The following is a 14103-nucleotide window of genomic DNA, read 5'->3' as shown; positions in this document are numbered from 1 at the left end:
ATTCCTTACGTTTGAATCTGTTTTTAACTCAATAGAGAATCGACTGCTTCGGGGTCTTATTCGACCACTGCGAAGATTTCGTTCTCACCCATAATGATCAGTTCTTCACCATCGACTTCAATGGTGTTGCTACCAGCGTACTGGCCAAAAACAACCTTATCGCCTACTTTCACTGACAAGGGCCGCATTTCACCGCTGTCCAGCACCTTACCGTCACCGATTGCGACGATTTCACCCTGATTGGGCTTCTCTTTGGCTGAACCTGGCAGCACGATGCCTCCTGCAGAGGTTTGCTCTTCTTCCTTGCGACGAACGACCACACGGTCGTACAGCGGACGGATTTTCATTTGTGTAGCTCTCCAAAGTAACTATGTTATGTGGACCCCGAAGCGGGGGGTTAGGCTGCTTAATTGGGGCGCGATTTGGGATTTCAAGGCCCAATTAGCACTCTTTTCAAGAGAGTGCTAATTCTAGTCAGGATCAGGGATGCGTCAAGTCTGCGCCATGCAGGCACACGACTCCATGAAAAGTATATTTTATTATTATTTTACAATGACTTACACTCTATCATCGTCATCCACGTGACGATATACACCCTCGATAGTCTCGTGCGAATCGCTGCTCGAGCCCGTTCTGTGAACTGTGGCTTGCGGACCAAACACCGCTCGGGCAAGGCGGCGGCGCAATGGCCCAATCATCACAATCACAGCAATAAAATCGGTGATCATGCCTGGGAAAATCAACAAAAGGCCAGCAAACCCCATTGCCATGTCATCCAGGAATAACTCGGGGCCAATGATCTGTCCGTTCTGCCCCTGCTGCCGCAGTCGTTCGACCATTCCCCTGCCTTGCCGACGCAGAATCGCCAAGCCAAGAAATAGTGTGAAGAAAACATAGGCTATGGCCGTCAGTGCGCTGGTTTCAATACCCAACTCAATGAGGGTGAACAGCTCCAGCCAAGGCAGGAGCATCAATACAAATCGCATTTTGGGGAAATCTCCGTTGTACTAAAAGGTATGGGGGCAGCGCTTACTTTTTCAAGGTCGGCGCATCGACTCGACGCAAAACACAGCGTCTGACACACTTATATCAAGTGTATCCAGGGAGCTTGGAAATGACAGACCACAGCCCGGGCCTGAACCAACGAATCTGGCTGGTCGTTGCTGCCATTCCGCCAGGCAAAGTAGCGACCTACGGCGAGGTCGCACAAAAAGCGGGACTGGCTCGCGCTGCCCGACGTGTTGGGCAGGCTTTGCGGGGATTGCCGAGCAACACGCGTATCCCCTGGCATAGAGTCGTAAACGCAAAGGGCGCGATTTCTCTCCCCGAAGGCTCGGACTCACATCGCACCCAACGGGAGCGGTTAGAGCAGGAGGGTATATTGTTCAGTACCCGCGGCAGGATTGACTTGAGCCAATACCACTGGTGATTGGGCTGGCTCGGGAGCGCTCAACACAAATTACCGCTTCAGCCGATGTATTTTGGAAGCTTCCGTGGGCAAATGCCCCATAAAGTGGAAGGATTTCTCCGTCATGATTCTATCGTGACCGCGAATCTCGGCGTACTCCTGCCGGAACTGCTCCACCCTCGCATTGCGCTCCTGCGCGCTCACATTCGTCGTTGTGCCACCATGGAGCTGGTGAAAACTGCCCTCGCCAATAAGTTGCACCGGGGTAACATCACTGGCATCCGCTGCCCGCTTGAAGATATCGGAATTGATGAGGCCTCCGCCTGGGGAAGCGAACCGCTCATCCGCCCCTCCCATACCCTGGAATAAAGATCGCTTCATGAACAGGCAATTGGATTCGAACATGCGATTTAACCAGTTGATATTTTCAGCACCGGCACGCAGTGGAACGCCAATTTCATATAGCCGATAACCATCCTGAGGCCAATTGATGTCGCTGAGCAGTTGATCCTCAACAGCCTTGCTATAGCCCTGCGTGATCGAATCGTTCTGTGTGTCGGGCCCAAGCCAAAAATAACGCGTTGCGACAACAGGGTTTTCAAATGCCGCATAGGATGCCATTGCCATCCGGAACACACCGGGCGTCAATATATGCGCGCCATCAATCATCAGGCAGACTATTTCACCAACTGCCTCATTCAAACCGACATTGATCGCTCTGGCCGGCGAGTGCGAGGCGTTGTCGAGACGAATCATACGAACGGGAACATCCAGATGCGCCCAGGAAGCCGAATCCAATGGCTGTGGCGACCCGTTGTCAACAAGCAGCACCTCGTACTCCAATGCCTGCGCTCCGTGCTGATAATTACGCGCCAAGCCCTGCAGGGTTCGCGGGATTTCCCGCGCCATATTGTAGGCTATAAGGATAATGGACAGTTTCATTGATTTCCCGGATGTTGGGGCGCCAAAATGCGGACGCAGCTTGCAGACTCAGTTCGGCGTCCATAATAGTTGATGTGCGCTTTGGTTGGCAAAAAATGCCCGCCAGACCCCGACAAAATCATATTACGCAGTAAAGACCATACTCAATGAACACCCCAAACTACTCGACCAGTTTGCCCGCGAGCCTCGCGCGTCGGCGTTCGACGGCGGTGATATTTGAGGCCACCGTGGGCATGTGCCCCATGTAAATGAATGAGCCTTTGGCAACCAACTCGCTATGACCGCGAATCTGCATGTACTGTTCTCGATATTTATCCAATAACCCCTCCCGCTTGTCAGCTTCTCCATTGGTGGTAGTGCCACCATGCAACTGGTGAAAACTGCCCTCACCAATAATCTGGATAGGTGTAACTCCCGGGGATTCAACCGCGCGCTTGAAAGTATCGAGATTCAAGAAGCCTCCCCCGGGGTAGTCGAAGCCTTCTTCCACACCACCGAGGCTAGTAAAAAGCGATTTGGTCAAAAACAGGCAGTTGGATTCAAACACCCTGTTAAACCACGCGAGCTGCTTCGCGCCGGAACGCAGCGGCGTGCCGATTTCGTATAAGCGGTAGCCATCATGCGGCCACTCTATTCGTTTCAACAGCTTGTCTTCAGCCTCTTTGTCATACCCTCGCGCGACCGAGACTGTTTGCTCCTCCATGCCCAGGTAAAAATATCGAATCGCTACGACCGCCTCACCAAACGCTCTATACCCGGACAACGCCATCTTGAACACTCCCGGTGTTAAAATATGCGCGCCATCAATCATCAGGCAGATTATTTCACCTCGCGCCTGCTCCAGTGCTATATTTATCGCTTGTGCTGGCGATGGGGATGCGCTCCGTAGTTGAATCAATCGCACAGGAACATCAATATCCGACCAGGTTGCCTCGTCAAGCGGCACCGGGGAGCCGTTATCGACCAATAGCACCTCGTAGGACAGGTCTTGCGCACCATGCTGATAATCTCGCGCCAAGCTTTGTAATGTACGTGGAATCTCACGCGCCATATCGTAGGAAATGAGAATGACAGATAATTTCATTTAGTTATCCTGTGGCACCCTTTCCATGACGAGATTTCTCGCTTGAGGGGCTATGATTATAATAACAAAATGACCGTGTTGGCTGAGGCAAAGCCGCTGACGAGGCTGGCAATCATGAAACAAAGGCATTTAGTTTTCTGTGGATTAGAGAGGAGCTGAGAGGCCGCTATGCTCCGTAAATAACAAGCCACCACTGCGGAGTTATGTCACTGAATTATAAGCGGAAATGTCGACCTCTTTCTAGCTAAGAGCATACATATCCAGTAGAGTTGAGCGCAATGTTCACACAATACCGCAAATCTTTGAGTGCCTGGGCATTTGCTGTCGTGTTCCTTCTTTGTGAGGGAGGGGGGGCTTATGGTGCGGATATTGAGCTTTTGAGCATAAACTTTGATCGATCTGTATTTTCTGAAAAACTCACTCAACAAAGTGTCAGACAATCGTATCAGGATTCCAGAGGTGCGCTGTGGTTCGTAACCCATGAAGGCCTCAATCGTTATAATGGCTATGAGCTTCAAAACTACAGATCTACAGAGAATGACTCCACGTCTCTACCTACAGACAGCATCACTCGAATAACTGAAGATCATGCTGGCAACCTCTGGTTGTCGACTCGCGGTGGCGGCCTCGTGCTATATAACGCAGTTTCAGACAACTTCAAATCACTGATTTCTGACCCTAATAATCCAGATACGCCATACTCCAATGAGATCAGCACTATTTTTACAGCTGAAGACGGGGCATTGTGGCTCGGTTATGCCAATGCATTTAGTCGCTTCGATCCGAAAGAACTCAAATTCCATCATTATATTTCCGGGTCTGCAGATATTCCTTTTACCGGGAGAATTAGCAGCTTTACTCAAACGCCAGATGGAAAGATTTGGGCCGCAACCCAAGAAGCTGGGCTCATCGGAATAGAAGTCGCTACAGGCAAAATAAGCATTCACTCGCATAGGGCTGATGACGAAGAGACTATTTCCTCAAACTGGATATGGAGCATAACAACAGACCAAGAGGGCTTTATTTGGGTGGCTACGGCCGATGCTGGCGTGAGCCGTTTCGACCCAATCACCCATAGATCCATGAATTTTAAGCACATAGAATCAGATGCGAGTTCCCTATCCTCGAATCAGACCTCCGATGTTTATGAAGACAACGACGGCCAGATTTGGATTACAACATCTGAAGGGCTTAACCTTTTTGTAACTAAAAGTGATGGTTTTGTCCGCTATACCAGCTACAACTCCGGCTTACCTGAAAACTTAGTCATCAGTGTCTACCAGAGCCGGGAGGGTAAATATTGGGTTGGCACCCTATCGGCCCTTGCATCAGGAATGAAAACTGACTTTCAAAAATTTGACCGCACAAAGGTTAACCTTTCTAACGACTCCGTTAATGCATTTTCAGAAACAGAAGATGGTAGCTTATGGGTGGGAACTGATGATGGTTTGAATCGGCTTCGCCCTGGCACTGAAGATTTCGAGTGGATAAACGAATCCTCAGTACCCGCAATTTCTAACCCTAAGATAATGAGCCTATTCAGCGATGGGGATAAACTGTGGGTTGGAACATTTGAGGATGGAGTGAGTAAAATTCATTTAGCCTCCGACGAGATAACACATTACCGTCGTGACAACCTTCAAAAATCGAGCATTGCAGCGAACGGCATAACATCGATTCTTCGGCTCTCTTCAGGCAAGTTATTGATAGGCACTTACGGAGGGGGTCTCAGTATCTATGATGACTCAAGTGATGACTTTACCAATCTCAGCCATGACCCCAATGACGCCTCAACTATCAGTAATAATATGGTGTTGTCACTCTATGAAGACTCTCTAGGTTTTGTTTGGGTGGGAACCGAGAAGGGGCTGAATCGATTTTATCCTCGCACGCTCAAGTTCGAGCGGTACTTCGTCGACAGAGATAACGCAAATAGTTTTTCCAGTGACATGACAATGTGCTTCTTTGAGGATGCGCAGGGAACCCTGTGGATTGGGACTGCCGGTGGAGGTCTAAATTTGTGGACCGCAGAAGATAGGCTAGTGGGGAATGTAAATATCAAGCATTTCTCCAACACCATCTCGCTTCCCAGCTCAAACATCTACGGAATACAGGGCGATGACACTGGCTGGGTTTGGGTGTCGCACAATTCAGGATTAACAAGAATTAATCCACAAACACTAGAATCAAGACAGTATGGAGTACGAGATGGATTACAAGCGAAGGAGTTTACGCTCGGTGCGTCGTTTAAATCTAAGGATGGAATGATATATTTCGGCGGCATTAATGGGTTCAACGCAATCAAGCCAAACTTTTTGACGATAGATAAAGTCTCCCCCAAAGTTGCGATTTCACAGATAAAGGTTATGAACGTAAGACGCGAATTTGATGTGCCTTACCATGCCCTGAAGTCTATAGAACTTGGGTATCAAGACAGAATGCTCTCAGTAGAGTTTTTTGCAGCAGATTTTTCTAACCCAGACCTTATAAACTACGCATATAAACTCGAGGGAGTAAACCCGGACTGGGTAGTATCACCAGACGCGCGGATCGCATCATTCACAACTTTGCCTCCAGGTACTTATAATTTGAAGTTGGCGGCAGCCACTCCAGATGGCACTTGGAACTGGGATGCGCTAAGCATACCTGTGGTAGTGGCACCGCCACCTTGGTTAAGTCCGTTGGCCTACGGCGCATATATCGTGCTGGCAGGCGCGATGATCGCTTTCTACTTTTATCGCCAAGCTGAGCAAAGACGTATTTCCTTACTCCGTCAGCGAGAACTAGAAAGTCGTGTGGAAGAGCGAACACGGGACCTTGAGGCTGCTAGAAAAGTAGCGGAAGAAGCCACCAAGGCCAAGTCAGAGTTTTTGGCCACCATGAGCCATGAAATTCGCACGCCAATGCATGGGATTATAGGAATGACAGAGTTGCTTCTGCACACCACGCTCAACGGTCAACAGCAGCAGTTCGCACTTGCCGCCCGCAACAGTGGGGAGTCACTACTCAATCTCATTAACGAAATTTTGGATTTTTCAAAAGTCGAAGCTTCGAAGGTTGAGTTAGAACAAATCGGTTTTAATCTCACCGAACTTATCGACGATATATGTTATCTCCAGGGGGAGCCTGCTAACAGGAAAGGATTACAGCTAAACAATATCTGCCATCCACAAACCCCAGAGATTCTAATCGGTGACCCTACGAAGATCCGTCAGGTTGTAATGAACTTAGTCAGTAACTCTATTAAATTCACACACAGCGGAAACATCAATATTCGAGTTGAGCCAAAGTTTAGTCCAAACAATATAGGAAAAACGCTCGTCCATATCTGCGTGGAAGACGAAGGTATTGGCATGGATGAAGCAACGCAGCAACGAGTTTTCGAGCCATTTACACAGGCAGATACCAGTACAACAAGAGAATACGGAGGAACGGGGCTGGGTCTAACTATATCCCGGCATTACATAGATATCATGGGTGGGGATATCGCAATTTACTCAGCGCCTGGAGAAGGAACCAAGATAACACTATCCATCCCAATGGACTTTGACCCAAATGCAGATCGCCCAGATGGACCACTCAACTGCTTGACAGCAGGAATACTGACTTCAAACACTAGCGTCTATCAGATGATTTCCAGTCATCTGTCACGTCTGGGGATTACTTCTTTTCCTGTTGTAGAAGAGGATATCAGTGCTGACTCAAGCTTGCACATGGATATACTGGTATTCGATTATGATAGCGACACACTCTCCCCTGAACTCAAATCGAGACTAGACTCGGTCAAGGCGAGAGTCTGCATTTACTTGACACCTCTAATCGAAACTGACCCTGTGGCTGCATTCCCCGGCTGGACAGCGGTATCGAAACCGATCACATCAAACGCTCTCCAGGAAGCAATAAGCGATAAGTTCGATCAACCCAAACCACCCCAGAGCATTGACGAAGATACGACCAAAGCTACTAGCTCAACGAAAAAGAAAATACTAGTTGCGGAGGATGTGATCACTAATCAACAAATCGTCGTTGAGATGATAGGAATGCTTGGTCACGACGTAGAGATTGCCAACAATGGCCAAATCGCAATCGATAAATGCAGCTCAGGGGAATATTCCCTTATCTTTATGGACTGTCAAATGCCGGTGGTAGACGGATATACAGCTACCAGAATGATACGCAGAATCGAGTTGGAGCAAAATATCGAACGCACACCAATTATCGCTCTGACAGCTGGTTCCGACATGGATGATAAAGACCGGTGCCGTGAAGCAGGCATGGATGGCTACCTGACCAAACCTTTTTCGATTTCAGATATTCAAAAGCATATCGAAAAACACCTCCACCTTAGCCCCTTCGACAGTCGACCGGTAGCTCAACTTGAGCTTAGAAGTCGCGGCAGTACAAAGAGCGACCACAGTAATTTTGAATCTGACGTGCTAGACCTAACAGCGATTGAGAACATTAGGGAAATAGAACGGCAAACGGGAAAACCATTGCTTCCTGCCATATTTGAAGGATATGTCGCCCAAATGGAAGAAAAGCTTCACGAAATTGAACGAGACCTTCGTAGCCAGAATAGTACATCCGTCTACCGCACAGCCCACGCTATAAAATCAATGAGTGCTAACATTGGCGCAGAGAAGGTTCGCACTATCAGCGCGCAAATTGAAAAACGGGGTAGAGACAACGATATGTCGGGATTATCAGACACCTTGAATACGCTCACCATGGCCTATCAGGAATTTTTGATCGAGTTTGACCACAGCCTTACTAGTTAGCAAAGAATTATGCACTCTAAACGGCCAGCAATACCAACGCTAAACTAGTCGCGAATGCTCTACTATTAGACATTAGTCGAGGCCAAACTTTTTTCCCATCTCGGCCGGTAAAGGACAGAGGATACAGAAAGAAAAATGTAATCCCGTCAGCTCCGCCAGTTGCTCAACCAAATTAGACTAGCAAGCTATGTCGACAGCCAAAATGGGACAATACAAATGACACCCGCGTTGAAAGCCCATTTTCTTGTATTTTGCATTGCCATCTCACCACCTCTCTGGGGTGCTCAACCACGAGTATCCAGCTCTCCGCTTTCTAAGCTGATAGCACAGCCCGTTATTTCAGCTGTTCTTCGCGACAAAATGGGACTTTTGTGGGTGGGGACTCAAGAAGGGCTCTATAAATTTGACGGGGCAAATCTTGTTGTATTCAATTCAGACGGAAATAACAAAAACTGGATACCGGCATCCAATATACGGGGAATAACGGAGGACGCTGAAGGCAACATCCTTGTCGCGACATATGGAGGTGGCCTTTTAGAATGGGACCCCCAGTCTCAAGTATTTGCTTCTGCTCCAAATTTCGATTCAACAGGCAATCCTCAACTTACAACAATCTACGCTGCCGAACAGGGCAATGTATGGATTGGCACCAAAGAAAAAGTTGTACTCTACGATGGCTTTAACAAAGAGGTAGGAAATTGGCTCTCTTCACCGATATTTACGGAGGCAATCGGTAAGCCCTATGCCTTTCTTGAACCTATGCCTGGCGAGCTCTTTGTAGGAAGCAACCTAGGTCTTTCAAAAGTTTCGACAAGCAATAGAACAATAAATAAGTATGATCTTTCTGACTTGGACGATGCCCAAAGTTTTGGCGTCACTGCCCTCGCGATGGATAACCAGGGCAATCTAATTATTGGAACCGATACTGCGACTATTGCTGTTCTGGAGATCCCTGAAGGCAGAGTTATCAGCCAAGTAGTTCTAGATGGAGATCACTCAAAAACTATATCAGCGTTCTCGTTATACGATGAAAAACTCGTTATAGCTACAGACAGCGGGTTATACCTAGCTAGAACAGACCTCTCAAGTATAGAAGATATAAGTCATCAAGGTGCTGGGCTATCTAGCAGTGATGTGCTTAGCCTCAATCTGGATGACGATCTTGTTTGGGTAGGTACATACAATGGATTGGACATACTATCCTCGGCTCCCTTCGAATTGTTCAATAGTAGAAATAGCGGAGTACACAACGACGTTCTATCCATTGAGCAGGACGAAGAAGGCAATATCTGGGTAGGTACTTTCAATGGTCTGTTCATTTATGACGAATCAACCAACACTCATACAAGTTCAGATAGGCATTTCGAAAATTTTCACCTCATAGACAGGCGAATTACCTCACTAGCGACATTCAAGGATAAACTTTGGATCGGTTTTGCTCGTGGAGGAGTTCAAGTAATGGACACCAAGACTGGTGCCTCTAGTATCCCCTATATCGAAAATGGTAACGAAATATTCTCGATGAATATCTTGGTTGATAATGAAAGCATGGGTGTGTGGGTTGCGACACAAGAGCATGGCCTCATTCGAGTCACTCCAGACAAAACGTACAACTACTACGAAGACAAGTCCCTGCTGGAGGAAGGAATTATACTCGTGCACAGAAGGGCACATTCCCTACTCATTGTATCTACCACAAACAGAGTGTATGAGTATGATTTTGGTAGTGATAGCTTTTCGATTTTGCCTATAGATTTTGGGTTTGGCGCGGATAAAACTTCTGTCTTCAGTGTGCTTGAACTAGAAAATGGCGATATATGGTTTGGAACGAAAGACCATGGATTATTCCTGTGGCCAATCTCTTATCAGGTTTCAGGAAACTTCCATCCAATTCGGATAGGTAAAGATACCGAAATAGAGTACTCAACGATTTATGGAATCGCTTCTGATCTGTCAGGAAATTTATGGTGCTCAAGCCAAAGTGGTATTTTCAAACTGAATTCTAGCGGCCAACTCGTTAAGAAGTTTACTTTAGCAGACGGACTTCAAGGCAGCGACTTTTCATTTGGCGCATCCTTCACCAGTAAATCAGGCCTCATCTACTTTGGAGGAATGAACGGATACAACAGGTTTGATCCAACGCTGGTCGAGATCGATAACACTGCGTCGCCCATGAGGCTAACTGACATAAGTTTACCCGGACAGCACAGCCGGCATTTGGGAGAGTTTTCCAAGCTCACATCATTGCAGTTAACGCACAAGGATTATTCCGTTACTTTTCAATTCAGTGTGCTCGACTTTATCGATGCTGAGAAAAACCAGTATCGCTTTAAACTCGAAGGTTTCGATAATGGATGGATTGAGAATGGCACCCGAAACACTGCGACCTATACGAATTTGCCCCCTGAAAAGTATGTTCTTCGTGTACAGGGCGCAAATTCAGCAGGAATATGGAATCGGGAAGGTATCACCCTCAATGTTGAGATGCTTCCTGCTCCCTGGAGTACATGGTGGGCCTATCTGACCTATTGCGTCGGGCTGATAATACTCGCTTGGGCTTCACTGCGCGTTTATCGAAGCTATGTAGTGGAAAGGAGATCAACTGAACTCGCCAAGGAAATGTTCGAAGCGGAGAACAGGGCCGACGACGATTTACAGGAGCAGATGGAAATTCAGGATGAAATTGTTTTCTCGTCCTATAAACACAGCTTGACAACACTGTCACTGGTAAGCGACTTCATCTCGTCGAAAGGTATCAACCTCACGGACGAACTGAAATCAAATGTTACAGAGAGCAGCGTCAGGCGCATATCGGCACTAGCCCACCTGGAAGAATGCCTGAGCTTCCATGCAGGTACACCTGTAGCCAATTTGCAAAAGTACACTGACAGCATTTTTGCCGATCTACTTCAGTTCGCACCAGTGAATCCCGAAACAATAGTCACCATCAATCAGGTGTCATCAATGGGTCTGCCGGTCGAGCTGGCATCTCACATTGCTCTTATCATCTACGAGATACTAGAGAATAGTGTTCAACATGCGTTCGACAAGAATTCGCCAGCCAACTACATTCAGGTGTCGCTATCTCTCGCGACGGATAAGAAATCTTCTGAGAATATTCTCGAGATGGTTTTCAGTGATAACGGGATAGGCGTTCCTGACGACATTGAGGAGCTAACCAATGAAGGGTCAGGCATTTACATTGTAGGCTCCATTATTACCAGGCTTGAAGGGACACTGGAATTCTCCGGGGCTACAGGCACCCGCGTGACTATTACTATTCCCTATGATGGTGAGACCTACTAGTCACTGCTGCTTGCTCAGTGGTACATTATCCGACTGGTACGCGGGATAATCGGCTGCACTCGATATCGACATTTCAGCAAAGACAATTTTGAGAATAATGATTACTGGCCGCAGATAGTGGAGAAAAGTGAACTACGCCTGAATGCCTTTGGCAGCGCCTGCCATCTGGTTATCGCGGATGCCGATGACCGGGGAGAGGACCTGTTATCCCTTTGCCAGCAGGAGCTGTCGAGGCTGGAGCAAAAATTCTGTTCCTACCAGTTCGAAAGTATCACTAGCCGAATTAATCAGGGAGCCGGAACGGGATGCACGGTACCTCTAGACGCGGAGACCCGCAGTCTCTTCACTTTTGTCAGCGCACTTTGGAAAGAAAGTAATCACCTCTTCGATCCCACAACCCGAATTTTGCAGGATTGCTACGATGCCTCTGGCAATCTGACAGCCTCCCACGAACAACTGCACAGAATGCTCAAATTGGTCGGCTGGGGCAAGCTGGCGCTAGCAGATTCAGGCGCACACCTGGAAAACAAAGGTATGTTGATCGACCTAAATAGCTGCGTGCGCCCCTATGCGCTGGACTCACTTCGTAAACTGCTACTGGGCCACGGCGTCAGCAATGCGTATATTGAGATGGGGCAGGATGCGACATCTATCGGCAAACAACCGGATGGTGCAAACTGGCTGACTGGGGTAAGAATCCCAAAAGGCTCACGGGCCGCTATCGTTCGACTTAAAGTAAATCATCAGGGGTTTGCAGTGCGTGGCGACTTCGAGAAGGCCGCACTCCAAAACGGCGAGCGGTTTGGCCGCGCGTTAAGCCCAATAGACGGACAACCGCTACCCGGACTGCTGAGTGTTACCGTGATTGCTGAAAACTGCCTCACCGCCTGCAGTGCCGCCAGCATAGCGCGCCTGAAAACCGAAGCCACAGGCATCAAATGGCTGGAGAAACTTGGTCTGCCCTGGATGGCCATCGATCGACAACTCAGTTGCCACGGCCCGCTGGCACCCGCGCATTGATCATCTCATCGCCCCTCGAAACTGGCAGCGCGCTTCTCCTGCTTGGCGGCAAATCCTTCACGCAGATCGTCAGATTGCAGGCATTTTTCCACCAGTTCTGCCGCCAGTTGCTGGTCTACCCCCCCCGCTGCCGCCTGCCGTAAAATCTGCTTCATTGACTGCACCGACAAGGGTGCGAGTGTGGCTATGTGCTCCGCATAGCCGCGCGTAAACCGCTCCAGATCCTGCGTCGGCACAAGATGATCCAGAAAGCCGATTGCCAGCAATGCATCGGCGTGAAACTCTTCTGATGCCACCAGAATGCGCTTCGTCAGATTAACGCCCAGACACTCGATGAAGCGATTGATGCCCGCTAGCGGGTAGCAAAGCCCGATTGCTGCCGCCGGAACACGCATACGGGAGCCTTCAATTCCCACTCGAAAGTCACAACTGACGGCCAGTTCTACACCGCCACCAAAGACATTGCCATTCATCGCGCAGATCGTGGGGATCGCCAGGTCAGCGAGCTGAGCTGTCATCTTTTGGAAAGCATCATCACCTATTTCACCGCTACTTAACTCCTGCAGTGCTGCTCCCGCGCAGAACGTCTTGTCGCCGGCTCCGGTGACGACGAGCACACGTACATCTGGATCAGCGGCAACCTGATCAAGCACGGCATGAATGCCCTGCAACTGCTCCCGGCCAAGTGAGTTGTGTCGCTCGGGGTTATTCAAAGTGAGACAGCCGATGTGGTCTGTGCGGCTGTAAAGGATTGTATCTGTCATCGGATACCCATCGTCAATGATCGCTTACCGTGCCGTACTGCAGCTGAGAAACCGCTACCAACACATCCGGGTGTCAACCGGCTTCACTCACCCTGCCTTTCGGCAAAGCTTGAGCGGGCTGGACACTTACTGTTTTCGCGGGCAGCATACCCCAGCGACAAGGAGACTCACAAGATGACAAAGCGATGCACCTGGTGCGGGGATGATCCCCTCTATGTTGAGTACCATGACGAGGAGTGGGGAGTACCTGTACGCGACGACCAAACCTTGTTCGAATTCCTGATTCTGGAGGGCGCACAGGCGGGGCTGTCGTGGATTACCATCCTGCGCAAACGCGAAGGCTACCGCAAGCTGTTCGATAATTTCGACGCGCAAAAAATCGTCCGCTACAGCGACAAAAAGCTGGATAAATTGCTTTCAAACCCGCAAATCATTCGAAACCGGCTGAAGGTATACGGGGCCCGTAAAAACGCCCGCGCGTTTCTGGACGTGCAGGAGGAGTACGGCACTTTTTCTGACTATATCTGGGGCTTCGTCGATCACAAACCCATCCAGAACCGCTGGAAGTCCATGGCTCAAGTGCCGGCCACAAGCCCGATCTCAGACAGCCTGAGCAAAGATATGAAAAAGCGTGGCTTTACATTTGTCGGCTCCACGATCCTGTACGCCCATATGCAGGCCACCGGCATGGTAAACGATCACACAACGGACTGCTTTCGACACAAGGCATGCGCCGCGCTGGGCTAACCCCTTCCATGGCCTGAAGTGCTAACATACGCTGCCGTTCTGCGAGAAAGTCAC

10 protein-coding genes are annotated in these 14103 nt (G+C 48.9%); 5 read left to right on the top strand and 5 right to left on the bottom strand.

What is annotated here, in order from left to right:
- Positions 1-56: 56 nt before the first annotated feature.
- Positions 57-347 (bottom strand): co-chaperone GroES, encoded by a 291-nt coding sequence (locus AC0L6S_RS22355; RefSeq protein WP_473426323.1) that lies wholly within the window; start codon positions 345-347, stop codon positions 57-59.
- A 210-nt stretch (positions 348-557) separates the two neighbouring features.
- Positions 558-986: an FxsA family protein gene (locus tag AC0L6S_RS22350; RefSeq protein ID WP_473426322.1), complete on the bottom strand. Its 429-nt coding sequence runs from the start codon at positions 984-986 to the stop codon at positions 558-560.
- Between the two features lie 128 nt (positions 987-1114).
- Here AC0L6S_RS22350 and AC0L6S_RS22345 point away from each other — a divergent pair, with 128 nt between their 5' ends.
- Positions 1115-1429: an MGMT family protein gene (locus tag AC0L6S_RS22345; protein WP_473426321.1), complete on the top strand. Its 315-nt coding sequence runs from the start codon at positions 1115-1117 to the stop codon at positions 1427-1429.
- Between the two features lie 30 nt (positions 1430-1459).
- On the opposite strand, the gene AC0L6S_RS22340 is transcribed toward AC0L6S_RS22345, so the two are convergent.
- Together AC0L6S_RS22340 and AC0L6S_RS22335 are read right to left on the bottom strand one after the other, a co-directional pair.
- Positions 1460-2350 (bottom strand): glycosyltransferase family 2 protein, encoded by an 891-nt coding sequence (locus AC0L6S_RS22340; protein ID WP_473426320.1) that lies wholly within the window; start codon positions 2348-2350, stop codon positions 1460-1462.
- A 160-nt stretch (positions 2351-2510) separates the two neighbouring features.
- Positions 2511-3434: a glycosyltransferase family 2 protein gene (locus tag AC0L6S_RS22335; protein ID WP_473426318.1), complete on the bottom strand. Its 924-nt coding sequence runs from the start codon at positions 3432-3434 to the stop codon at positions 2511-2513.
- A gap of 278 nt (positions 3435-3712) precedes the next feature.
- On the opposite strand from AC0L6S_RS22335, the gene AC0L6S_RS22330 reads away from it, so the two are divergent.
- From AC0L6S_RS22330 to AC0L6S_RS22320, 3 genes are all read left to right on the top strand, one after another.
- Complete coding sequence (locus AC0L6S_RS22330) at positions 3713-8212, top strand: two-component regulator propeller domain-containing protein (RefSeq protein WP_473426317.1); 4500 nt, start codon at positions 3713-3715, stop codon at positions 8210-8212.
- A 216-nt stretch (positions 8213-8428) separates the two neighbouring features.
- A complete protein-coding gene (locus tag AC0L6S_RS22325) occupies positions 8429-11518 on the top strand; it encodes a ligand-binding sensor domain-containing protein (RefSeq protein ID WP_473426316.1) in 3090 nt (1029 codons plus the stop codon).
- 117 nt (positions 11519-11635) lie between these two features.
- Positions 11636-12538 carry an FAD:protein FMN transferase gene (locus tag AC0L6S_RS22320; protein ID WP_473426314.1) on the top strand — a complete coding sequence of 301 codons (903 nt, stop codon included), beginning with the start codon at positions 11636-11638 and terminating at the stop codon, positions 12536-12538.
- Positions 12539-12543: 5 nt separating this feature from the next.
- Here AC0L6S_RS22320 and AC0L6S_RS22315 read toward each other — a convergent pair whose 3' ends face one another.
- Entirely contained in the window at positions 12544-13302 is a 759-nt protein-coding gene (locus AC0L6S_RS22315) for an enoyl-CoA hydratase/isomerase family protein (RefSeq protein WP_473426313.1), read from the bottom strand.
- A gap of 174 nt (positions 13303-13476) precedes the next feature.
- On the opposite strand from AC0L6S_RS22315, the gene AC0L6S_RS22310 reads away from it, so the two are divergent.
- On the top strand, positions 13477-14049 hold the full coding sequence (locus tag AC0L6S_RS22310) for a DNA-3-methyladenine glycosylase I (RefSeq protein WP_473426310.1): 573 nt from the start codon (positions 13477-13479) through the stop codon (positions 14047-14049).
- Positions 14050-14103: the final 54 nt, after the last annotated feature.

The organism is Halioglobus sp. D3-4 (assembly GCF_055809315.1).
Note: the sequence above shows the minus strand (reverse complement) of the source record. Positions and strands in the feature narration are given on the sequence as shown.

What these genes read in the sequence shown, in the direction of transcription:
- AC0L6S_RS22355 (WP_473426323.1), bottom strand. Translation starts at nt 347, where the DNA reads ATGAAAATCCGTCCGCTGTACGACCGTGTGGTCGTTCGTCGCAAGGAA.
- AC0L6S_RS22350 (WP_473426322.1), bottom strand. Translation starts at nt 986, where the DNA reads ATGCGATTTGTATTGATGCTCCTGCCTTGGCTGGAGCTGTTCACCCTC.
- AC0L6S_RS22345 (WP_473426321.1), top strand. Translation starts at nt 1,115, where the DNA reads ATGACAGACCACAGCCCGGGCCTGAACCAACGAATCTGGCTGGTCGTT.
- AC0L6S_RS22340 (WP_473426320.1), bottom strand. Translation starts at nt 2,350, where the DNA reads ATGAAACTGTCCATTATCCTTATAGCCTACAATATGGCGCGGGAAATC.
- AC0L6S_RS22335 (WP_473426318.1), bottom strand. Translation starts at nt 3,434, where the DNA reads ATGAAATTATCTGTCATTCTCATTTCCTACGATATGGCGCGTGAGATT.
- AC0L6S_RS22330 (WP_473426317.1), top strand. Translation starts at nt 3,713, where the DNA reads ATGTTCACACAATACCGCAAATCTTTGAGTGCCTGGGCATTTGCTGTC.
- AC0L6S_RS22325 (WP_473426316.1), top strand. Translation starts at nt 8,429, where the DNA reads ATGACACCCGCGTTGAAAGCCCATTTTCTTGTATTTTGCATTGCCATC.
- AC0L6S_RS22315 (WP_473426313.1), bottom strand. Translation starts at nt 13,302, where the DNA reads ATGACAGATACAATCCTTTACAGCCGCACAGACCACATCGGCTGTCTC.
- AC0L6S_RS22310 (WP_473426310.1), top strand. Translation starts at nt 13,477, where the DNA reads ATGACAAAGCGATGCACCTGGTGCGGGGATGATCCCCTCTATGTTGAG.